The following is a 21,560-nucleotide window of genomic DNA, read 5'->3' on the forward strand; positions in this document are numbered from 1 at the left end:
CGGAGATGTGCCCCCTCCAAACGAGGGGGTATCAGTTGCTGAAGAGGGCCTCCAGCTCGTCCTCGCGGCTGCGCACCGCCTCCATGTCCTGCTCGGGCACGTCGGGCGCGAGGTTGTGCAGCATCTCGCGCTGCTGCTCCAGGGCGTCGCGCATGGTCGCCTTCTGTTCCGCCGGCATGTCCGGATCGTCCTCGATGCGCTGCAGGCTCTCGTCCAGCTCACGCTCCATCTCCGGGAGCCGGCGTTCCATCTCCAGCGCATGCCGGGCGTTGAAGATCTGCGAGCCAATCTCGGTCAGCTCGTGGCTGCTGTCGAAGCCGTGACGCGCGGCGATCTCCTCCACCTCCTGCTCCATGCGCGCCACCTCTTCGATGGCCTGACGGACCTCCGCCATCGAAACCTCGTCATCCTGCGCGTCCATCTCCGGCTGCTGCACGTCGGGCTGCTGCGCGCTCCACTCGTTGAGTTCCTCGGTCGCCGCCAGCCAGCGGTCGATCGTGTCGCCGTCCAGCGCGTGCGCGGGCGCGGCCAGCAGCGGCAGGAACAGCGCGAGCATCAGCAATGGTTTCGTGAAGCCCTTCATGGCAAGTCCTCGGTTCGCGGGGTTCGGGGTTCGGAGTGTACGGCGCCATCGTCGCGCCATGCCAGCAGGTCCGTCATTGCCCGCACGAGCCGCCACTGGCCGATGAGTCCGACGCCGTGCGGGTCGATGTGGGAGAAGCCGTCGATGCGGTGCAGGTCGGTGTCGCCGATGGCACGGGCGAGGCGCGTGCTTTCGGTATGCGGGATCATCGTGTCGTCCCGGCCGTGGATGAGGAGGGCGCGGCCGGAAAGATGCGAGAGGTCACGTTCGGCGAGGGAGTGAGCCTCGATGGCGTCCCGCGCGCTGGCCGGCAGTTTGTCCAGCAGCTGCGGTACGCGCTCGCGGTCATCGTTCAGGATCAGCGCCAGCAGGCTTTGGCCCTCCGCGCCGAGCGGGTCGCTCAGGTCGTCGATGGGGGCCTCGGGGTCGGCGGCGCGCCGGCGGGCGATTTCGTCGAGTAGCGCGCGGTCCGCGCGGTCATCGAGCACATGCAGGTTGCCCCACAGGAAGAGCCACTTCGCCAGCGGGTCGGGGGTGCGTGTCTGCCACCGGCTGGAGCCGGGTTCCCGGTAGGCCCCGGTGGTGGCGAAGGTGACGACGTTTTCGGTGTCGTAGTAGCCGCCGATCCCGACCAGGAAGTCGATGGCTTCCTTCCCCTCCGGTTTCAGTGTAGCCAGCACGGCCAGGCCCACGGCGTAGGAGATGGCGGCGACTCCCACGTTCTGATCGTCGGGAGCGTTTTCCGGCGCCAGGCGGGCGAGCAGGGCGGCGGCGTCACCGATGGCCGCGGCATCCTCGCTGCGCACGCTGAGCACCCGTGAGCCCTGCAGGTCGGGCACCAGCACCAGAAACCGCGCCCGCGCCAGCGTATGGGCGAGCTGCACCAGCCGCGGGTCGTCCTTGCCCTGCGGCGTGAAGCCCGGCACGAGGACGATGCGCGCGCCCACCTCCTGCCCGGGATGGTACAGGTCGGCGGCGATGTCACCTTCGTCCGTCGTGAGCGCCAGCGTTTCGCGCGCGGGCTCGGGGGTGCGCTCCTTCAGCGCGCTCGGCCCCGCGCCGGCCTCGATGTCCTGGAGTACGCGCATGGCCTCCCAGCCCTGCGCGGCGATCCAGCCGGCGAAGATCACCAGGCCCAGCAACAGCACAGCCGCGATGCGAAGCATGCCTCCTCCCCCGTCGTTCCGGACTTGCCGCCGCGGGAGTATGGGGCAATCAACGGGCGGCCGCCCGTCGAAGGGCCCCAGCGAGCCCCGGTGGTGGAAAGTGGCGAGCTCGTGGCCTTCTGCCTGTCTATCCTCGGGTTGAAGGCATGGATCCGCGTTTGCGTGACCCGGCCGCGGCGAGAGGGGCAGAACGATGACGATCAGCACTACATTGCAGGAATTTCTCGACGAGCGGGACGTGAATTATGACGTTGTGGGCCATCCGCGTGCGGATTCCGCCAGCCGGACGGCCGAAGCCGCTCACGTACCCGGCGATGAACTGACCAAGGGTGTGCTGGTGGAGGATGCCGGCCATTACATGCTGGCGGTCCTGCCGGCCACGCGCCGGCTGCAGTTCGGCAAGCTGCACTACATGCTCGGGGAGCATGTGGGGCTGGCGACCGAAGAGGAGGTGCGGTCGGTGTTCCCGGACTGCGAACACGGGGCAGTGCCGGCGCTGGGTACCGCATGGGGGCTGGAGGTCCTCCTGGATGAATCGCTCGCGGCGCAGGACAGGATCTATGTGGAGGGGGGTGACCACGTCTCGCTGATTCGGCTGGACGGCCCGGCGTTTCGCAACCTGCTTGGTCATTGCCGCCACGGGGATTTCTCCCGGCATATCTGAGCCCGGCCGCGCTGCAGTCGGGCAGGCCGCCTACGGGCTTGTCTGCGCGGGTGGATCGAGCCGGGTCTCGAGTGCCTCGCGCAGTCTTTCGGCACTGGGCTGCGCCTTTTCCACGATCTCCTCGACCCGGTTGAAGTCGAGCAGGCGGATGCCCGCGCTGCCGGCCTCGAGGAAGAGATCGGGCGGGTCGTGTTCGCGCATGTGGCGGATCTGCGAGCGCTGCATGATGCTGAAGGTGGTGAACAGCAGATCGGTCAGGCCCGGTGGATCGTTGGGGGTCTGTTTGCGGCTGGCGGAGACGTCGACGGCGATCACGAAGTCGTGCTCTTCCTGCAGCAGATTCCAGGGGAGCGGGTTGGACGTGCCGCCGTCGATCAGCAGCCGGTCGTCGCCCTGCGGCACCGGTTCGAACAGGCCGGGGACGGCCATGCTCGCCTCGATCGCGGTGAACAGTTCGCCCTCGTGGAGGACCACCGGTTCGCCGCTCCAGTAGTCGGTAGCTACCACCGACAGGGGGATGCGCAGATCGTCAAAAGTCCGGGCATCGGTGTGTTTGGCGAGGAATTCGAGGAATTCGCTTGAGTCGAGCACGGCGTTGCGCCCGAGGCGCAGCGGGATCAGCTCGGTGAGTTGCACATCGGCCTCGACCAGCCCGGAAAGGGCATCGATGCGCGAGCCACCGAAGTCGTCGAAGACGTCCAGGATCTCCTCGGCGCTGAGGCCGGCCGCGTACAGCCCGCCAATCACCGCACCAATACTGGTGCCGCTGATGTGGTCGGGTTCGATCCCGAGGTCGTCGAAGACCTGCAGGATGGCGATGTGGGCCAGCCCCCCGGCGCCACCGGAGCCGAGTGCGAGACCGATGCTCGGCCGCTCGGGCTGCTTCTCCGCGCCCTGCAGGGTCGGTGCGGCGAGCAGCGTGGCAATCGTCAGGGCGGCGATAAACAGGCGGCTCGTCATTGGCGGCTCCGGTGGTTCGGGCAGCTCCGCTCAGTAGTGCTCGATGAACAGATCGATGGCGGGGCTCAGCGCCCCGTGCCAGCGCGAGGCGAGTTCATCCGTCCATTTGGGATCGGTCTCGCTGGCGGTCCGGACCATGCAGTTCAGCCACAGACCGTACAGCGCCGGCTCGATCGGGACGGACCCGCGGCGACTGTGCACCTGGGCCATGCGCTCGAGGGTCGAGCGCATGAATGTCTCCCCCTCAGCATAACTCAGAGCAGCGGAGATGGCTTGCCCCAGCGCCCGCTTCTGCCGGGTCCAGTCCGTGTTGGCAAAGACTTCGGCCACCCGGGGGTCGGCCTGAAGGAACCGTTCGTAGAAACGCTCGGCGAAATCCCCTTCGCGGCGACAACGCCCGTAACTCTGTTGAACGTCCGAATAGCTCACCGTGTTCACTGCCTCCGTGTTGGAAAAAGCGCAGTAACCTACGGTAAGGCGCGTCTTCGAAAAACCGCCTGCGGAGGAAAATTTGACGCGATTCGCATTGCTTCATGTTCAAGGTTGCGCTCACGCCGTTGCGTCGCCGCTCAGAAGCGGGTGGGTGCGGTGCCCGGGGCGGCGGTCTTCGGCGTCCTGGCGGGCCAGGCGGCGAAAATGCGGCACGAAGGTCTGCAGCGCGGCGAGACCGTCCCTCGTGAGGCAATAGCCATCGGGGGTGACCCGGATCCAGCCGCGTCCGATCGCCCCGGCCAGGGCTTCGTGCTGGCTCCCCGGCTCGCCGCGTTTGGCCCAGGCATGGACCACCGGCGCCGGCAAAATATGCCCGGGTGCATCGGCGGGATCGCCCAGCCAGTGGTGCAGGGCGGTGAGCCGGGCCACCGCCGAGGTTGCGGCGATGATCTTCTGTTCGGTGGTGGTGTTCATGGCGGATCTCCCGAATGTGCATGCGTGTACTTCGGAAGATAGCGAAGCGGTGGGGCCTTTCCATCAGCCGAATGTCTGAGTTCGCCGTGTGCCGCCCGCAAGTGCGGCCTCTTCACGGTCCGGACGCTCGCAACCGAAAACGCCCCGACCTCCGGGAGAGGACGGGGCGCCGAGCACACAGGGGGATGGGTGCTCACCTGTGACGTTAGGCCTTCCCCTCGGGTGCGGCAATCGACGCAGGTCACACACCCGTGCGTCCTGCGCGGTCGGCGGCAAGGAATGTGAGGGGGGCACGGAGAACTCCGATCCCGTCACCGCCAGCGATGCCCTCAACACGCTGATCGAGGTCGTCCGTGGCGAGCAAGGGCAGGGGCAGCGCCCGGGTGTTCTCCCACATCGAGTGGATGCGCCGGGGCAGTTTGCGAGGGGCTGTTACACTTACGTCCCTTGTTTTCTCGCATCATCGACCGATGAAAGGATAGTGAATGCCCAATGCCTCACCGAACCCGCTGAAATCCCTTACGAACGAAAAACTGGCCGGGCTGAGTACCCTGCTCGTCGTGCTGGCGGCGTTTTCATGGGGGTTATCCGGCGGGATCGGCGGCATTCTTACGGGGCAGGGCTGGGATCCCGTGGTGGTGTCGTTCTATCGCGGGGCGATCGGGCTGCTGTTCGTGCTCGCCTGGCTGGCGTTGCGTCCGCAGGGCAGCGGACTGGCGAGCGGTCGCATGTGGCTCTGGTCGGCGGTGGCCGGCCTGGGCGTGGCCGGCAACTTCACCTTCTATTTCCTGAGTATCGCGGAAGGCAGCGTGGCCGTGGCCGCGACGCTGATGTACTGCGCGCCGGTGTTCGTGTACCTGGTTTCGTTCGCGCTGGGGCTTGAGCGGCCCACGCTGTTCAAGTGGGTGGCGATCGTCATGGTCCTGCTGGGCGTGGTGCTGCTGACCGGGATCTACGACATCGGCGCCGGGGACGTGACCCTGATCGCCGCGGGTGCCGGTCTGGCCTCCGGTCTTTCCTATGCGGTGTTCATCTTCGGTTTCAAGTTTGCCGCGCCCCATGGCAGCCCGCAGGCGATCCTGGTGATCGCGTTCGCGGTCCTGGTCCTCATCCTTTTCTCGCTGGGTGATCCGGGGCAGATGGTGGACGTGCTGAGCACCTCGAGCTGGCCGTTGTTCCTGATCCTCGGCGTGCTGGGCGCCGGCCTGTCGTTCATCTTCTACATCGTCGGTCTGAACTACACGGCGCCGGCGGTGGCCTCCATCGTGGCCATGGTCGAGCCGGTGACCGCGTCGCTGTTCGGTGTGGTGTTCCTGGATGAATCCCTGGCGGCGGTCCAGCTCTTCGGGATGGCGCTGATCCTGCTGACCGTGACGGGGCTGAGCCTCCATTCGAGTCTGCAGGCAAAAGCCGTTCCGCCACAGCCGCGCAGCGACTGAAACCGCGCAGGACCGCGGGGCAGCTTGGCTGCGGCCCGCATGTGGTGACGGCCGGCCATCAGTGAGAAGATCGCCGTCACGACCGTCGCCGGAGGGGGCAAGCGTGAAGATCATGGTCAGTGAACTCGAGGGCCGGCCCGTGGGCCTGCAGCCTGTCGAGGTGGTGGAGCGCAAGGGACTGGGGCATCCGGACACGCTGTGTGATGCGCTGGCGGAGGAGGTGAGTCTGGCGCTGTCGCGCGAATACCGCGAGCGCTTCGGCTTCGTGCTGCACCACAACGTGGACAAGGTGCTGCTGCGCGGCGGCGCCGCCCGCCCGGCCTTCGGCGGGGGCGAGGTGGACGAGCCGATCGAGCTGTACATCGCCGGGCGGGCCACCCGCGAGTATCGCGGCGTGACCGTGGCGGTGGACGAGCTGGCGGTGGAGGCCTGCCGTGCATGGCTGGCCGTCCACATGCCGGCGCTGGATGTCGAGCGCCACGTGCGGGTGCACTCGCTGATCCGTCCCGGATCGCAGGATCTGGTGGAGCTGTTCGAGCGCCAGCGTCGGGATGGCGTGCCGCAGCTGGCGAACGATACCTCGCTGGGGGTAGGTTATGCGCCCCTGAGCCCGCTGGAGCGGGCGGTGTTCGCGGCGGACATGAGCCTGTGGTCGGAGGCGTCGCCGGCGCGTGGTCAGGACGTCAAGGTGATGGGGGTGCGCAGCGGCGAGGACGTGTCCCTGACGGTGGCCTGCGCCTTCATCGGGGCGCCCCTGGCGGACGCGGACGCCTATCTGGCCGCGCGTTCCGATGCGAGCCGGCAGGTGCGGCGCGTGGCCACCGAGGCCCTGGGCCGCGAGCCGGACGTGTCGGTGAATACCGCCGACGATCCCGACGCGGACAGCGTGTATCTGACGGTCACCGGCACCTCGGCCGAGGCCGGTGACGACGGCCAGACCGGGCGCGGCAATCGGGCCAACGGGCTGATCACCCCGTCGCGTCCGATGACCATCGAATCCTTCGCCGGCAAGAACCCGATTACCCACGTCGGCAAGCTGTACAACGTGACGGCCACCCATATCGCCGAGGCGATCGTGGCGGAGATCGACGAAGTGTCGGACGCGCAGGTGGTGCTGGTCAGCCAGATCGGCATGCCGGTGGACCAGCCGCAGATCGCCGATATCCGCCTGCGCGCGGAATCCGCGGAACAGGCCGCGGCCCTGGCGCCCCGCGCCGAGGCCATCGCGCGCCACCATCTCGCACGGGTCGGTTCCCTGTGGGAACGCCTGCTCTCGCAGAACCTCGCCACCCACAGCCTGTAGCTGCGGCTAGTTCGTCTGGTTCGTCGGCAGGCACTCGGGCAGGGAGGCCTCCAGTGAACGCGGCGTGATGCCGAGGTCGGCGAAGGTCGCGCAGGTGCTGTCGGTAACCGTGTCCTGCTGCATGAGGTAGATCTGGTCCCGGGTCAGGGGTGCGCGGGGCAGCCATGAGGTCAGCCCGGCGGCGAGGTGCCAGAGGAAAAACGGTACCGGCACGAACACCCGCGGCTGTCCCAGGTGCTCCAGCACCTGGTTCACGATCTGGCGGTAAGTCAGGATGTCCGGACCGCCGAGCTCGAACACCCGGTGTCCGGCCGGCGGTTCGTTGAACAGGGTGGCCACGGCCTGCGCGACATCCGCCACGTGCACCGGTTGCAGGCGGGTGTCGCCGCGGCCGAACAGCGGCACCATCGGCAGCCGCGCGAGGGTCGCGAGGTTGCGCAGGAACGCATCGCCCGGGCCGAACAGCACGCTGGGCCGCACCATCAGGGCGTCGCGGAACTCGGTGGTCACCGCGGCCTCGCCTTCGCCCCGCGCTCGGATGTATGCCGAACGCGAGGCGGGATCGGCGCCGATGCCGGAGATGTGCACCAGGTGTTCCAGGCCGGCCTCGCTCGCCGCCCGGGCGAGCCGGGCGGCCCCCTCCACGTGGATGGTGGTGAAGCGCAGGTCGCGCTGCTCCACGTACAGGCTGACGGCATTCACCGCACCACGCGAACCCGCCACGGCCCTGGCCACGTCGTCATCGTTGCGGATGTCGGCGCTGCAGTGTTCCACCCGCTCGTGCCGTTGCAGGTCGGCCGGTAACGCCGGGCGGCGGGAGGCAATGCGCACGGCGTGTCCGGCGTCGAGCAGCTGGTACACGATCATGCGGCCGAGAAAGCCGGTGCCGCCGAATACCGTGACCTGATCCGGGTCCATGGGGAGCCTCCTTCTGCTGGGCTTCGTCTGTGTGAGAACGTGGAGCTGTACGACGGCGCGGGCAAACGGGGATACGCATGCCGGGACATCTATCGCACGTGGCGGGTTTTGATGATGCGCCGTTCGCGCGGACGTATCGTGGCGACGTGCTGGTGGTGGGCGCGGTGTTCGCCGGCACGCGGCTGGACGGCGTAGTGTCGACCCGGGTGCGGCGCGACGGCGCCAATGCAACCAAACGTCTGGCCGCATGCGTGCTGGACAGCCCGTTCGCCCCGCAGCTGCACGCGATCCTGCTGCAGGGGGTCGCCTTTGCCGGCTTCAACGTGGTGGACCTGCAGGCCCTGCACGAACGGACCGGCCTGCCCGTGATGGTCGTGGCACGCCGGCAACCCGACATGGAGGCCGTTCGACGGGCGTTGCTCGACCATGTCCCCGGAGGGGCCCGCAAGTGGCGGCTGATCGAGGCCGCCGGCGCGATGGAACCGCTGGCGGGGGTCCATGTCCAGCGCTGCGGGATCGAACCCGAAGCGGCGCGGCAGCTGCTGGAGGACCAGCGCGTCCACAGCCACCTGCCGGAGGCGCTGCGCGTCGCGCACATGATCGCCGGCGGGGTGACCGACGGGGCGAGCCGCCACCGTCCGTGAGCCTCTTGAGCCTTAAAGGCTTGCCGCCGACTACAGGCCGATCAGCTGGGCGTGCACGCCGCTGGCGGTGACCGTGTCGAGCAGGCGATGGCTGTTGATCCGCTCCGGGTCGTATTCGACCACGACCAGGTGCGGCTTCTCCTCGTGGCTGGATGCCGCCATCACGCCGCTCATCCCGCGCAGCTCGTCCTGGATGCGTTCGCGGGCCTCGGCGTTGATGGTCTCGTCGATGTGAATGGTTACATCGGCCATGTTGTTGCTCATGATGGCCTCCCGGGTTCGCCCCTCTGGCAAGTTCTTCCTTCGAAGATAGACGTTCGCACCGGATGCTGGGGTTCGGTCGCGCGGCCGGGGCCTTCGGGGGTCAGGCATCCGCCTCCGCGCGGTGGCGGCGGTACAGGCGCAGGGCCGCGAGCCCGACCAGCAGCGAGGCGGCTCCGCCGATGATGAATACGTGCGCGGGACTGACCCCGGCCGGGCCGGTGAGCCCCCAGAACAGCACCGGTGCCAGCAGCATCGCCCCGAACGACAGGAAGTTGCTCGCGGCGATGAAACGCCCGCGCCGTTCCTCCGGGCTGTGGCCCTGCAGGTAGGCGGTGATCGGCACGATGAAGAACCCGGAGGCAACGCCGAGCAGGGCCATCAGCACCAGGGTGGCCGGGTAGCTGTCGACGGTGAAATACAGCAACGCGCTGATCAGGGCGGCCGCGATCATGCCGGCCGGGGCATGGTGCATGGCGATGCCGCCGCGCGACAGATAGCCGGCGAGGATGCTGCCGGTGCCAATGCCCAGGGCCAGGGTCGTCAGGATGATGCCGGTGGCCAGCTCGCCCAGGCCCAGGTGCAGCTCGGCGAACAGCGGGACGTTGAGCTGGTACAACGTGCCCAGGGCCCAGAACCACGCGATGCCGAGGACCACCAGGAACAGCACCCGCTGCGGCCGGATCTCGGCGATCGACTGCACGACGGTGGCGAACGGGTTCAGCCGGAACGGCGCCGGGTTGTTGATCGCACGGGTGGGGGTGACGAAGAAGCTGGTGACCAGGCCGGTGAGCGACAGCGCCACGATCACCGCCGCCGGGATCCACAGCGCCTCGCCGGCGAACTCCATCACGAAGCCGGCCAGCGCGGTGCCGAGGATGATCGCCAGGAAGGTCCACAGCTGGATATGCCCGTTCGCGCGCGACAGCTGCGCGTAGCGCACGATCTCCGGCAGGATGCCGAACTTCACCGGGCTGAAGAACGTGCTCTGCAGACCCATCAGGAACACCGTCACCAGCAGACCGGGGAAGTAATCGATGATCAGCATGGCCGCGGCGGTCAGCAGCACCACGACCTCGGCCGCGCGGGTGGCGACGATCACCGCCTTCTTGCTGTAGCGGTCGGCGATGTAGCCGGCCCACGGCGAGAACAGCACGAACGGCAGCAGGAACACGAACCCGACCAGGCTGTAATAGAACGTGCCTTCGCCCTCGGCAACGAACTCGCGCAGGGCGATGAAGATGACGACCAGGCGGAAGAAGTTGTCGTTGAGGGCGTTGATGAAGACCGTCGCCATGTGGGCGACGAAGCCCGGCCGGCGGACGTCGGAAGTGTCGGTCATGTTGGCACCACCGGAGGTATCGCGCACGAGTACCGCTCAGGTTGCGGTCTCCGGCGGCCTGCCGGCAAGCTCGAATTACCTCTCCACCATACCCGAGGAATCGTCATGAGCCGTTTCGAAGAACGCATCACCCGTCTGGAACAGACCCTGCCGCACGTGGAGCCGGCGGAGCTGGCGCGCTGGCGGGAGTCCGGTGAACCGCTGCTGCTGGTGGACGTGCGCCAGCCGGAGGAGGTGGAGGCCGGGTCCATCGAGGGGGCCGTGAACATCCCCCGGCCCAGGCTGGAGGCCAGCATCGAGTCCCATCTGGAGGATCCGGCGCAGCCCGTGGTGGTGTTCTGTGGCGGGCGCGGGCGCTCCCATCTGGTGGCCGAGAGCCTGCGCGCGATGGACATCGACGCCCGCGTGCTGCGCGGCGGATCGGCAGCCTGGCAGGAATACTGCGCGGAGTCCGGTTCCAGTCCGCACCCGGGGTAGTCCTCCGTATGAGCAATGTGGTGACAGAAACGACATGAAAACCGGGGGAAGAACTGCCCATCAAGGCAGCCCTCCCGGTCCCCGGACCAGATGTTCTAGAAGTCGTACCGGACCCCGGCGTGGAGGAAGCGGCCGGGATCCGCTGCCAGCGAACTTTCATTGTCGGCATCGAACAGGTTGTCGATCCCGCCGCGCAGGGTGACGTCCTCCCAGGCCGCCGGCGCGTACTCCACGTTCAGACTGGTCAGGGTGAACGAGCGATCCCATTCGTCCCCGGCCACGCGTACCTCATCCACGTAGCGGCTGCGCAGCTGCAGGCGCAATTCTTCCGTGGGCGTCCACAGCGCGCTCGCCACCATGGTGAGTTCCGGCGTGTCGGTCAGGGTCTCGCCGCTGTCCCGATCGATCGCATCCATCCAGGTGCCCCCCAGGCGCAGCTCCACCTGCGAGTTGAAGTCCGCGCCCAGGCGGGTCTCCACGCCGCGGGCGCGGGCGTTGCTCACGTTGCGGAACGTGCGGTAGTCGCCATCGCCCTGAGTCTGCGCGATCCGGTCATCGAACTCGGTATAGAACAGGCCCACGTCGTAATGCCCCGTGGTGGTGTCGCTCAGGCGCAGGTCGCCGGCGATGCCGAGCTCGGCATTGCGGCTGGTCTCGGGGTCGAGTTCATGGCGCGTCTTGCCGACAGCCGGATCGACGACATGGGCGCCCAGCACCCGCTGTCCGCGCGGGTTCAGGGTGTCCACGTGGAACGAACGCAGTTCTGGCAGCTTGAAGCCCTCGGCATACTGCACGCGCAGCCGGGCCTCGGGGGCCAGGCGATAGACCGCGCCGGCCTGCAGCGAGGTGTTGTCGACCTCGGTGGAGGTCTCGTCGTGGCGGGCGCCGTAGACCAGATCCAGGCGCTCGCTGATCGCCCATTCGTGCTGCAGGAACACCCCGCCGACCCACTGGTCGTCTTCCGGCTCGTGCGCCGGTTCGCGGTCGCGGTAGGTCTGATGCTTGTGTTCGAAGCCGGTCAGTACCGTGTGGCGGGCGTCGGGCCGCCAGGTGGCGGCGAAGTCGTGGACGCGGTCGGTGAAGGTGACCTCGCGCGGGCCGAATTCGCTGTCCCCGGTGGCATCGAAGCCGAAGTCCGCGGCCTCGAGGAAGGTGTTGGAGCGGTCCATCTCGAACTTGCTTTCGTAGGCCTGGTAATTCAGCTCCAGGGTGTCGGTCACGAACCATTCGGCGGCCACGGCCAGATCGCGCCGCTCGCTGTCCTCGCTGCGCTGTGCCGGGAACTGCAGGGCGCGCACCGGATCGCCATTGTTGTTCGTGTAGCCGGTGGCCACCGGCGGACGCTCGTGCAGGAAGCGCCGCTCGCGCTCTTCGCGCAGCAGGCCGGCCTCCAGCTCCACGTTGAAGTCGTCGGTGAACCAGTGGCTGACGCCGGCGCGCAGGTTGTAGACCCGCGCGCTCTCGCGGCGGTCCTCGTCGAAGGCGTAGCGGTCCTGGATCGCGTGGTCATCATCCAGCGCGCCGGACTCCGACGGCCGGACCTGCTCGCTCTGCTCGGCGATGCGCACGTCGGCAATGGCGCCTTCGGAATACGCTTCGCGGTCCAGCACATCCGCCAGCAGCCGGAACCGGGTGTCGCGGGTGCCGCCGCCCAGAAACAGTGAACCGTTGATGCGCTCCCCGCCATCGGCGCTGGCGGGCATGCCGCCCTGCAGCTCCACGCTGCCTTCGAAACCCGCATCCGGCCGGCGGGTGATCACGTTGATCACGCCGGCCACCGCATCCGAGCCGTACACCACGCTCCCGGGGCCCTTCACGATCTCGATGCGCTCCACGTGGCTGACCGGGATGCGGTTGAGCTCGAAGCCGCGGCCGGACGTGCCGCTGACCCGACGGCCATCCAGCATGTAGATGATGTCCGCGCGGCCGCCGCCGCGGATCGAGAACCGGTTGCCGTCGGCACCGGTAAAGAGGCTGGACTCGGCCTGCAGGGCCTCGTCCAGCATGGTCGCCCCGCTGCGACGGATGTTCTTGCCGGTGATCACTTCGGTGGAGGCGGGCGTGTTCTCCACCAGGCGCTCGGTGCGGGTCGCCGCCGTTACGCTGATCTCGGGCAGCACCTGTGCGGAATCGTCGGGGTCTTCTTCGCCGGTGGCCGGCGGTGCCGCCAGCAACAAGGGCACGGCCGCGGCACCGCCTAGCAGGGCCGCGGGAAACATCTTCTTCGGGAACATTGCGAACTCTCTTTGCGCACCGCCCGTGCGCCGTGGTCGTGGGTGTCGACCGCGGGGGTGCGGGCGTGCGCCATCGTCGGCGCGTCGTGAACCGATGCGCAGCGATGCCGATTCGCCCGGTGATACCGCTCCCCGCGGTTCTCCGTTGTCCTCCGGGCCGGTCTCCGGGCTTGCGGGCTGGAGCCGTTGGCTCCGGGGCAGACCACCTTCCCGCGAAGTACGCCCTGAACGGACGCGTTCTTCGCAGTGGTTCGCGAGGGTCTGCCGTGACCCGCCTACCGTTGCGGGGGCAGCGCCGGACTTGTGCGCAGGTCGAGGCCGGGCACGCACCGGACTTCCCGTTTCACTCGTCGTCGGGATGGCGACGAAGCACCCGGGGGAGACGGAATATTAGTGATGGCTAATGTGTGGTGTCAAACCAACAGTGTCCGGGTGACCCACGGTCGTGGCCGCGGTCAGTGCCTGGCATGTGGTTTGCAAAGGGATCCATTCGGGTGGATTAAAAAAGGGCCGCCGGGTCGGTGCGGGGGGGCACCGAGAGCCGACGGCAAAATCCAGAAGAGATGGAGGAGAGAAGGGGCCAGGGGGCCCCTGCATGGCGAACCGACGCTGAGCTGCCGTCGACTCGACAATGGGAATTATACACGGCCGCAAATTGGAATCAATCCATATTCGAAAATTTTTTGGAGATAATTTTCCCCTTTTGACAGTGACTTGCGAGCGTTCGGGTGTCACAGGTGGCATTTTCATTTATTAGTGACTGCCAATATTCGCAGTTTGAGTGGTCAGCTGATCGGCGGTATCGGCATGTGGCCGCGTCATGGCGGGAAATACGAGTTGGCAGGGAGATTGCTTCTTCCGGGCAGGATCATCAGCAAGAGGCCGACAGACCATGACGATGCACCTGAGAATGATCGATTGCGGCGGTCACCTGGACGCCGAAGCCCGCAAGCAGCACGAGCGTGAGCAGGTGGTCTTTCAGCGCCTGCTGGAGTCCCACGACGCAATCCGGAGGGAGCTGGAGTTCATCGAGGGTGGTACCCGGACGGTGACGACGGCAACGGATCCGGAACTCGCCGCGCTGCTGCGGGTGCACGTGCCGGAACTGCATCGGCGGCTGCGCGAGAGCGCACACTTGCGTGACCGTGATCCGCTGTATCGCACCCTTTTCGAGCAGCGCGGGCGCATCGAAGTGCACGTGGAAGAGCGCCCGGACGGCGTGGTGGTGGACGAGGTCAGCGAGGACCCGGGTCTGGCGCACAAGCTGCGCGAGCACGCCACGCAGGTGAACACCTTCGTGCTGGCGGCGCGCGAGCTCGCTCGCCAGTACCCGCCGGTGATGGCCGATGATGCGGTGTCCGAGCGGGTCGGCCGGGTGGCCTGATGGCGGTCGGCCGCGCCGGTTGCGGAAACCGTTGAGCCGGACCGGAACGTGGCGGGCGTCCCGAAACGGAGCTTGCCAAATCCCCGTACGGGGCCTACAAGAATGGGTGGAGTCCACACAACCCTGGAGGTTGATATGTCCCCATCCATGCGTTCAGCACTGTTGGCCGGCGGCCTGATGACTCTGGCCGCCGCGCCCGTTCATGCCGATTCGGCCACGTTCAACACCCCCAGCCTGACACCCGAAATCGCGACCAAGGCCGTCGAGGCCGCGGTGGATGCCTGTCGTGATCGCAACGCACAGGTAACCGCAGCGGTGGTCGACCGCTTCGGGACCACTCAGGCTCTCAAGCGGGATCGGTTCGCCGGTCCGCACACCGTCGGCACTGCACAGAGCAAGGCCTGGACGGCGGTCAGCTTCCGTACCGATACGCTGGAGCTGCGCGATGATGCCTTCCCGGGCGAGGTCAGCTACGGCATCCAGCACCTGCCCAACGTCACCATCCTCGGCGGCGGCGCTCAGGTCACCTCCGACGGGCGCATCGTCGCGGGCATCGGGGTGTCGGGCAGTCCCAGCGGCGAGGTCGACCACCAGTGCGCCATGGATGCGATCGACGCCATCCAGGACGATCTGCTCTGACGGTGCATTATCCGGCCCTGCCCGTACCGGGGAGGGCCGGTTTCAGCGGCGCTTCTTGCGCCCGCGCCGGCGGCGGCCGACCTTGACCCGCTCCGCCGCCGCCTGCAGATGCGCACGGGCCTCTTCCGGCACCCGGTGCGAACAGCGCACGCGAACGCCGTCGCGGCCACGCACCGCGGTGATCCTGCCGCCCTGCAGCCCGTGGCGGCTGACCACCTCGCGCACCGCGTGCAGGAAATTGCGCGGCGGATCCCCGCGGGTGGTGTGCACGCTGCCGTCTTCTTCGATCACCACGCTGAACAGGATGCTCACCTGCCATACCAGCAGAATGGCGGCGATGATCAGAAAGCCGATCATCAGCACAAAGGCGATGAACATCATCAGCGCAGCACGAAGACCGAAACCGGGAGGCGCCGGGCGAGCTCACCCGCATTCGAACTGATCAGATGCAATCGGTCGGCCACGCCCGGGATGTGCGAGGCCATCACCACCAGGTTGGCATCCAGTTCCTTCTGCGCCTGAGCCAGCTTGTCATCCAGCTCCACCGCCACGTCGTTGCTGTGCATCAGCTTCGAATCGGTGCGAATGCCGTATTTCTCGCCCTGTTCGCGGGCGAAGTCCGCCAGATGCCTTTCCATTTCCTCCGGGGTCCGGGCGGCTCGGTTGGCCAGGCTCCCCGAAACCGTCACGTAGTACACCGTGGCGTCGTACTCCCGTGCCATCCTGGCCGCGATTTCGAGGCTGTTCTGCAGCTTGTCGGTGTGTTCGAGATCCACCGGGATCATGATTCGTTCAAACATGGTTGCTCCCTTAACGGTTCGGTCGGCCCGCCCGACCTTTCAGCCGTATAGCAGATTCCGGCGGGGCGGGGCAGTCGGCTGACGGCCACGGTGATATGGTTTCACAGTTTTCGTCCCGGAGGATATGCGTTGGCAGCGGAAACAGGGGGCGGGGAAGACCCGTACAAGGTCCGGCTGACCCCGGCGTTCTCCGTACTGGTGGGGGGGCACCGCGGGCAGCGGCTGGAGCGCAACTGGCTGTCGCACGGAGATACCGAAGCCCGCCGGGCCAGTCTGCAGGCCACCCTGGAGCGGGTGCTGCGGCGGCTGTACGGCGCGGCCGCGGAACGTTTCGCCAGTACCGATGCGGTGTACGCGGACGTATCGCCGGTGATGCGGCTGATCACCGGGCGTGCCACCGGGACCAACGAGCTGGCGCGATCCGCGGCCGCGCGTCTGGATGTGGACCTGCATCTGATGTCCACCAGCCCCGAGACGGCCGGCGAGCCGGGAGCGCATGCCCGCCGTGGCGTGGTGCTGGGGGCCGAGCCCGTTCATGGTGCGGAGGACCCGCCCGAGTCGGTGCACCGCCTGCGGGATGACCTGGCGCTGACGTTTTCGGACATGCTGGTGGCCGTGTGGGACGGGCAGGAACCCCACGAGGTCACCAGCGGCGCGGGGCAGATGATCCGTGACGCGGTGATGCGCCGACAGGGCGTCCTGCTGCTGTATCTGGACCCGGAGCAGGACACCCCGCAGCTGATGATGCTGACGGCGGCGCGGGTGACCGACGCGGCGCTGACCCGCCTGGACGTGATGGAAGTGACCCCGGCGGCGCTGCTGTCGCTGTTCGACCCGGTGGAGCTCGACTCCCGCCGGATCGACGAGTGGCTGGAACGCATCCTGTGTCCGTTCACCCCGGCCCTCGACGAGACCACCACCGAGAATCGCCTGATCCGGCGGATCGATGACCAGGTGGGGGTGGGGCACTACGTGGTCTGGTGGGGGCTGTGGCTGCTGGGCCTGGTGGGGCTGGCCCGACGTCGCCGGCGTCCGCCGGGGTTATGGAACTGGGTGACCGGCAGCTGGATGTGGCTGCACGCGATGCTGGAGCCCCCGGCGCGCAGCCAGCCCTCGCGTGTGGTGGAACTGCTGCAGACCGATGCCCGTGACGAAGTGCGCCGCCACTGGGTGGTGAACCGTCTGCATGCGGCATCCTCCGCGCTGGCCATGCTCGACCTGCGCGGGGCACTGCGCGCCCTGCGCCCGGCGCCGTCCCGCGGCAACCGCTACAACGCGGTGCGTCCGAGTCCCGAGCGCGAGGCCGAGCACCCGATCCGCGAACCGGCGTTCGAGCACTTCTTCAACTGGTCCGACGAGCAGGCGGGCATCTTTGCCACGCGCCACCAGGACGACACCTGGATGATCTACTACGCGGCGGCGATGGCGGTGTTCGCCGCGGTGGCCGGGGCTCTGCAGGTGTGGCCGGCGACGCCCGGCGAGGTGTCTTATTTCTGGATCGCGGTGGAGTTCGTGCTGCTGCATTTCATCGTGCGGCGCGTGCTGAAGGCCCGCTACCGCGATCACCACGGACACTGGATCCGCTTTCGCTTCCTCGCCGAGCAGCTGCGTTATCTGCGTCTGGGGTATCCGTTACTGGTGCTCCCGAGGACGTTTTCCGCACCGTACTGGCGGCCGGAGAACCGCCGCCCCGAAGGTCGCCCCATGGAACTGCATTCGGAGCTGGAGAGCGCCGAACTGTGGGTGCTGCAGCGCCTGCTGGTGGCCGAGGGCATGCCGCAGGACCGCCGTGGCCGCGTGCCCTACCGGATGAGCGAGCACAACGAGGCGGCACTGGATTACATCCACGACGTGCTGGACGAGCACCGCGAGTATTACCGCCGTTCGGCCCACAACCTGGAGATGAACCACAAGTACCTGCACCGGCTTGCGTTCACGCTGTTCTTCGCGACCTTCCTGGTGGTCACGCTGCACTTCTTTTTCCACTTTCCGTGGAGCCTGTTCTTTACCGCGTTCTTCCCCGCCTGGGGTGCGGCGATCCACGGCATCCTCGCGCAGAACGAGGTCGTGCGCATGTCGGCGATGTCCGGCCAGGTCTGGCGCCAGCTCCGTACCCTCGAGGAGGCCTTCGCCCTGCACAAGCAGGTGCAGGAGGACTACGCCGTGGAGCAGACCCGCTGGATGCGCACCGAGGAACTGCGCGAGCTGGTGGGCGCGGCGACGCACATCCTGTCCGACGCCAACCGCTACTGGCGTTCCCTCCTGCGCCACAACCAGGCGGACCTGCCGGGCTAGATGCGATCTCTCAATAGGTGGCGTCGAGGATGGTGTAGCCCTCGGCGCGCCAGCGCAGCATGGCGATCGGGGCCTGTTCCACCGGCCGTATGAAGTCCGGCAGGTCCTCCGGGGCCAGGTCCAGGCGGCGCAGGCTCGCGGCATCGGCCTTCAGCCGTACGCCGTCCTGCGCGGCCAGCCGCGCCAGGCGGTCGCGCACGTGGCCGGCCGCGGTGGCGTCTTCCAGCGGGAGGTGGTCGTCGCGCGTGACCAGCAGGGCGGTGGCCGCATCGCGAAAGCTCAGGATCATGTCCGCGCGCACGTCCTGCGCACGCACGGACTCCAGGGTTTTCTCGATAATGCTGATGCGCGCGATCAGGTGCTCCGGGCGCTCGTTGGTGATGTCCCAGACCATGCGGGCCTCGTCCAGGCCCGCCAGCGCGCGGGCATCATCCGGTTCTCCGCGCCACTGCTCCAGGATCTCCAGCACGGGGTCGATCGCCGGCGGGGTGTCCGTCAGCGGGGTGGGTACCAGCAGGCCGCGGTGCGAGCCTTCCACGACCAGCGGTTCCGGGTGCCCCTCCAGGGCCAGGGAGTCGGCCGGGACCACGCCGTCGCCCAGGCCTTCGCCGGTCTGGTCCAGCCAGTCGGCGATGCGCCGGGGCAGCTCGGGGGCGTCCAGCTGTTCCCCCATCTGCTGCAGGCCGCGTTCCATTTCGGGCGTGGGTTCGGCCAGCACGCCGCCGATGATGCGTACCGGAATGTCGTCGGGCCACGGGCGGGCGTTGAGCTCGGTCAGGAACCGGCTGTCCGGGCGCAGGTCGATCTTGGCCGCGCCGGTGCCGTCGCGCAGCCCGGCGAACAGCGAGAACCGCTCCTCGCGGATATCGGCGAACCATTCACGCAGCTCCAGCCACATGCGCAGCCGCGCCCATTCCGAGCCGTGATTGGGCGTGGCGATCAGGATCACGCCGTCCACCGGCGGGCCCCCGATGCGCGGCTCGCCGTCGTCCGGGTGCCGCCAGCGGGTAATGAAATCGCGGATCACCAGACCACCCATGGAATGGCCGATCAGGGTCACCGGACGATCGGCGTCCAGGTCTTCCCAGTGTTCGGCCAGCAGGTCGGTGCTGCGGTCGATCGCCTGGTCGTTGGGGTAGCGGAACTCCCAGGGGTTGAAGGCTGCCCCGTCCAGCGCCACCGCCAGTTCGTCCCAGATGTTGCCGGGCTCGTCCAGTCCGTGCAGCAGGATGGCATCCGGAGCCGCGGAGTCCGGGTAGCGTTGCGAGCGCGGGACCCAACCGAGCAGTTCGTCGGGCAGTTCCATGGCCTCGGGGAACCACTGCTCCAGGCGGTCGTGAACCTCCACGCGCAGTTCCCGCTCCTGCTCGGGCTGAAATTCGCCCCAGAGCGCCCAGACCCCCAGAGCGAACAGGGGCAGGGCGATGAGGATCAGAAGGGTTCGCCGGAGACGGCGTTGCATGGGTGCCTCCTCCGGACGGGACGCTTACTGCCCTTCGACGGTGGTCAGGCCCAGGGTGTGCCACATCTGCATGCCGCCGCGGTACCACTTGATCTTGTGGCCCGGGTACCCGAGGTTGGTCAGCGTGCGGATGTTGGTGGGCGACTGGCCGCACCACGGGCCGTTGCAGAACAGCACCAGGGTCTTCGCGTTGGAGAAGTCCAGCAGATCCCAGTGATCCATCACGCTGAACTTGTCGAGCATGATGTCGCGTACGTCCGCGGGCTCGGCGTCGCCGTCGATGTTCAGCTCCTGCCACGGGATGTTGATGGCCCCGGGGATGGTGCCGCGGGCGTAGGAGTCGGGGCCGCGCGAATCGATGATCAGCAGGTCGTCGCGCTCGCCGAGCTGGCCGAGATACTCGAGGAACTCCGCCTCGCCGAGGGTTTCCACGCCACGGCCCAGGTCCATGGGCTGGACGCAGAACGGCGGGCAGGGGCGCGAGGTCTTCGCGAATTCGTTGTCCAGCCGGTTCTCGGTGTCCTGGATGCGCTGGATGGTGACGGTCTCGTCACCGTGCGGGACCTCCAGCGACTGCAGATCCGGGGTGATGCCGACTTCCAGCGCCGAAGCAGGCCCGGCCAGGCCCAGGGTGAACAGGCCGGCCAGGGCCAGTCCGGGGGCAAAACGTTTCTGCATCTTCTCCTCCAGCATGTTTTTGTTCGCAAGCCGGGATTGTGAGTCAAACGGTGTCGGCTTGCATCCTGCCGGCCGGGGGGCTTCAGCACGGCTTGCACGGGCCGTTACCCTCCTCAAGGCCACGCTTCGTGGCCAGCGGATTTCAACAGAGGGTTCAGGTTTGGATCGACGGGTGGAACACAGCCGCGATGGCTCCGGACTGGCGGGCACCGTGCGCGGCCTGACCCTGGCGCTCGGTCTGGTCGCCGCAGGCGTGACGCCCGTGCTGGCCGAATCGCCCGACCGACCGACCCACGAGGTGCAGCGCGGCGACACCCTGTACAGCATCGTGCAGACCTTTGATCTGCCCCCGGGCGTGTCGGTCAACGAAGCCATGCTCGCCTTCCTCGAGGCCAATCCCGAGGCCTTCGCCGAACAGAACGTGAATACGCTCCGGGCCGGGACGGTACTGGAGCGGCCGCCGGAGTCGGCGTTCGCCCGGCGTGACCGGGACAGTGCCCGCGCCGAGGTCCTGCGTCACATTGAGAACTGGGACCCGGGCGCCGTGCGTGTGGAGGACCGCTTCGAAGCGGTGGACGAGGGCCGCGAAGGCATGTCGCGTGCCGCGATCGAAGAACGTCTGGCGTCGCGCGATGCCGAGATCGACGAACTGCGCGAGGCCGTGGAAGAGCTGCGGTTCCTGCTGGAGTCGGAGCGTCTGGATGCGGGGACCGACGCCGCGGCCGAAGAACTGCGCCAGCAGATGGAACAGGACCTGGACACCCTGCGCACCGAGCGTGATCAGCTGCGCGACCGCCTGGTCGAAGTCGAGGAACGCCTGGTCGAGGTGGAAAGCCGGCCGGGCCCGGACGAGGTGCCGCTGACCGAACAGCTGACCCGTCCGCCGGTGCTGGTTGCACTGGGGTCCATGGCGCTGGGCCTCGGCCTGTTCCTGGTGGCCGGCATCATGCTGGGGCGCCGTCAGACCGGGGGCGGGGGCAAGCCCGCTTCCGGCGGCAAAAAGGGAAGCGCGCAGGCGAAGTCGGGCGAGGGCCGTTCGGCCCGCGGGGACGACGCCGAACCGCAAACCCCGGCTGAAGAAGGTGCCAGCGCCGCGGCCGCCGGAGCCGCCGCAGCTGCAGCGGGCTCGTCGGCGGGCGCCGAGCCGGAACCCGAACCCGAGCCCGAGCCCGAGCCCGAGCCCGAACCCGAGCCCGAACCCGAGCCCGAACCCGAGCCCGAACCCGAGCCCGAACCCGAGCCCGAACCCGAACCCGAACCCGAACCCGAACCCGAACCCGAACCCGAACCCGAACCCGAACCCGAACCCGAGCCTGAACCCGAACCCGAGCCTGAACCCGAGCCCGAGCCTGAGCCTGAGCCTGAGCCCGAGCCCGAACCCGAACCCGAGCCGGAACCCGAGCCG

At 67.9% G+C, this 21,560-nt stretch carries 21 protein-coding genes, 1 pseudogene and 1 riboswitch; of the genes and pseudogenes, 9 read left to right on the forward strand and 13 right to left on the reverse strand.

All coding sequences use genetic code 11. The annotated features are described in order from the left end of the window. Positions 1–31: 31 nt before the first annotated feature. A complete protein-coding gene (locus tag F790_RS0112730) occupies positions 32–583 on the reverse strand; it encodes a hypothetical protein (protein WP_026332965.1) in 552 nt (183 codons plus the stop codon). Continuing rightward, positions 580–1,749, reverse strand: coding sequence for a S9 family peptidase (locus F790_RS0112735; RefSeq protein ID WP_019591911.1), 1,170 nt, complete (start codon positions 1,747–1,749; stop codon positions 580–582). The genes F790_RS0112730 and F790_RS0112735 overlap by 4 nt, the downstream gene beginning before the upstream one ends. Positions 1,750–1,942: 193 nt before the next feature. On the opposite strand from F790_RS0112735, the gene F790_RS0112740 reads away from it, so the two are divergent. Next, positions 1,943–2,413, forward strand: a complete 471-nt coding sequence (locus F790_RS0112740; RefSeq protein ID WP_026332966.1) for an aminoacyl-tRNA deacylase — start codon at positions 1,943–1,945, stop codon at positions 2,411–2,413. 30 nt (positions 2,414–2,443) lie between these two features. On the opposite strand, the gene F790_RS0112745 is transcribed toward F790_RS0112740, so the two are convergent. The 3 genes from F790_RS0112745 to F790_RS0112755 form a co-directional block, all read right to left on the reverse strand. Continuing rightward, on the reverse strand, positions 2,444–3,373 hold the full coding sequence (locus F790_RS0112745; protein WP_019591913.1) for a patatin-like phospholipase family protein: 930 nt from the start codon (positions 3,371–3,373) through the stop codon (positions 2,444–2,446). 30 nt (positions 3,374–3,403) lie between these two features. Continuing rightward, positions 3,404–3,802, reverse strand: a complete 399-nt coding sequence (locus F790_RS0112750) for a globin (RefSeq protein ID WP_026289069.1) — start codon at positions 3,800–3,802, stop codon at positions 3,404–3,406. Positions 3,803–3,922: 120 nt separating this feature from the next. Continuing rightward, positions 3,923–4,279, reverse strand: coding sequence for a hypothetical protein (locus F790_RS0112755; protein ID WP_018871025.1), 357 nt, complete (start codon positions 4,277–4,279; stop codon positions 3,923–3,925). A 485-nt stretch (positions 4,280–4,764) separates the two neighbouring features. Here F790_RS0112755 and F790_RS0112765 point away from each other — a divergent pair, with 485 nt between their 5' ends. Both F790_RS0112765 and F790_RS0112770 read left to right on the forward strand, forming a co-directional pair. Beyond that, positions 4,765–5,718, forward strand: a complete 954-nt coding sequence (locus F790_RS0112765) for a DMT family transporter (protein ID WP_018871023.1) — start codon at positions 4,765–4,767, stop codon at positions 5,716–5,718. Between the two features lie 103 nt (positions 5,719–5,821). Continuing rightward, positions 5,822–7,021: a methionine adenosyltransferase gene (locus tag F790_RS0112770; RefSeq protein ID WP_019591914.1), complete on the forward strand. Its 1,200-nt coding sequence runs from the start codon at positions 5,822–5,824 to the stop codon at positions 7,019–7,021. Positions 7,022–7,027: 6 nt separating this feature from the next. On the opposite strand, the gene F790_RS0112775 is transcribed toward F790_RS0112770, so the two are convergent. Then, a complete protein-coding gene (locus F790_RS0112775; RefSeq protein WP_019589634.1) occupies positions 7,028–7,939 on the reverse strand; it encodes a complex I NDUFA9 subunit family protein in 912 nt (303 codons plus the stop codon). Between the two features lie 77 nt (positions 7,940–8,016). Here F790_RS0112775 and F790_RS0112780 point away from each other — a divergent pair, with 77 nt between their 5' ends. Then, the gene (locus F790_RS0112780) at positions 8,017–8,583 is read left to right on the forward strand and encodes a DUF99 family protein (protein ID WP_019591915.1); all 567 of its coding nucleotides are present in this window, start codon (positions 8,017–8,019) and stop codon (positions 8,581–8,583) included. 30 nt (positions 8,584–8,613) lie between these two features. On the opposite strand, the gene F790_RS0112785 is transcribed toward F790_RS0112780, so the two are convergent. Together F790_RS0112785 and F790_RS0112790 are read right to left on the reverse strand one after the other, a co-directional pair. Beyond that, positions 8,614–8,847, reverse strand: a complete 234-nt coding sequence (locus tag F790_RS0112785) for a hypothetical protein (RefSeq protein WP_019591916.1) — start codon at positions 8,845–8,847, stop codon at positions 8,614–8,616. A gap of 100 nt (positions 8,848–8,947) precedes the next feature. Then, positions 8,948–10,186 carry an MFS transporter gene (locus F790_RS0112790; protein WP_026332967.1) on the reverse strand — a complete coding sequence of 413 codons (1,239 nt, stop codon included), beginning with the start codon at positions 10,184–10,186 and terminating at the stop codon, positions 8,948–8,950. Between the two features lie 105 nt (positions 10,187–10,291). Here F790_RS0112790 and F790_RS0112795 point away from each other — a divergent pair, with 105 nt between their 5' ends. Continuing rightward, positions 10,292–10,663 carry a rhodanese-like domain-containing protein gene (locus tag F790_RS0112795; protein ID WP_019591918.1) on the forward strand — a complete coding sequence of 124 codons (372 nt, stop codon included), beginning with the start codon at positions 10,292–10,294 and terminating at the stop codon, positions 10,661–10,663. Between the two features lie 95 nt (positions 10,664–10,758). Here F790_RS0112795 and F790_RS0112800 read toward each other — a convergent pair whose 3' ends face one another. After that, entirely contained in the window at positions 10,759–12,897 is a 2,139-nt protein-coding gene (locus tag F790_RS0112800) for a TonB-dependent siderophore receptor (RefSeq protein ID WP_019591919.1), read from the reverse strand. 137 nt (positions 12,898–13,034) lie between these two features. Then, positions 13,035–13,289: riboswitch (cobalamin riboswitch) on the reverse strand. 500 nt (positions 13,290–13,789) lie between these two features. On the opposite strand from F790_RS0112800, the gene F790_RS0112805 reads away from it, so the two are divergent. Next, positions 13,790–14,281, forward strand: a complete 492-nt coding sequence (locus tag F790_RS0112805; RefSeq protein WP_018871014.1) for a hypothetical protein — start codon at positions 13,790–13,792, stop codon at positions 14,279–14,281. Positions 14,282–14,416: 135 nt separating this feature from the next. Then, positions 14,417–14,920, forward strand: coding sequence for a heme-binding protein (locus tag F790_RS0112810; protein ID WP_026279593.1), 504 nt, complete (start codon positions 14,417–14,419; stop codon positions 14,918–14,920). 42 nt (positions 14,921–14,962) lie between these two features. On the opposite strand, the gene F790_RS0112815 is transcribed toward F790_RS0112810, so the two are convergent. Both F790_RS0112815 and F790_RS0112820 read right to left on the reverse strand, forming a co-directional pair. Continuing rightward, positions 14,963–15,301 (reverse strand): DUF3634 family protein, encoded by a 339-nt coding sequence (locus F790_RS0112815; RefSeq protein WP_019591922.1) that lies wholly within the window; start codon positions 15,299–15,301, stop codon positions 14,963–14,965. Continuing rightward, entirely contained in the window at positions 15,301–15,720 is a 420-nt protein-coding gene (locus F790_RS0112820; RefSeq protein ID WP_018871011.1) for a universal stress protein, read from the reverse strand. Before F790_RS0112820 ends, F790_RS0112815 begins: the two co-directional genes overlap by 1 nt. 129 nt (positions 15,721–15,849) lie before the next feature. Here F790_RS0112820 and F790_RS0112825 point away from each other — a divergent pair, with 129 nt between their 5' ends. Continuing rightward, entirely contained in the window at positions 15,850–18,015 is a 2,166-nt protein-coding gene (locus F790_RS0112825; RefSeq protein ID WP_019591923.1) for a hypothetical protein, read from the forward strand. Between the two features lie 433 nt (positions 18,016–18,448). Here the strand turns inward: F790_RS0112825 and F790_RS13920 are convergent. Together F790_RS13920 and F790_RS0112835 are read right to left on the reverse strand one after the other, a co-directional pair. Then, positions 18,449–19,477, reverse strand: a pseudogene (locus tag F790_RS13920) (esterase/lipase family protein); the annotation flags it as partial. A gap of 24 nt (positions 19,478–19,501) precedes the next feature. Beyond that, complete coding sequence (locus tag F790_RS0112835; protein ID WP_196799389.1) at positions 19,502–20,155, reverse strand: rhodanese-like domain-containing protein; 654 nt, start codon at positions 20,153–20,155, stop codon at positions 19,502–19,504. Positions 20,156–20,327: 172 nt separating this feature from the next. On the opposite strand from F790_RS0112835, the gene F790_RS14955 reads away from it, so the two are divergent. Further along, positions 20,328–21,560, forward strand: a 1,233-nt coding sequence (locus F790_RS14955; RefSeq protein WP_051081923.1) for a FimV/HubP family polar landmark protein, incomplete at its 3' end; no start/stop codon positions are given.

This window comes from Thioalkalivibrio sp. ALE20, from assembly GCF_000381405.1.
Taxonomy (GTDB): Bacteria; Pseudomonadota; Gammaproteobacteria; order Ectothiorhodospirales; family Ectothiorhodospiraceae; genus Thioalkalivibrio.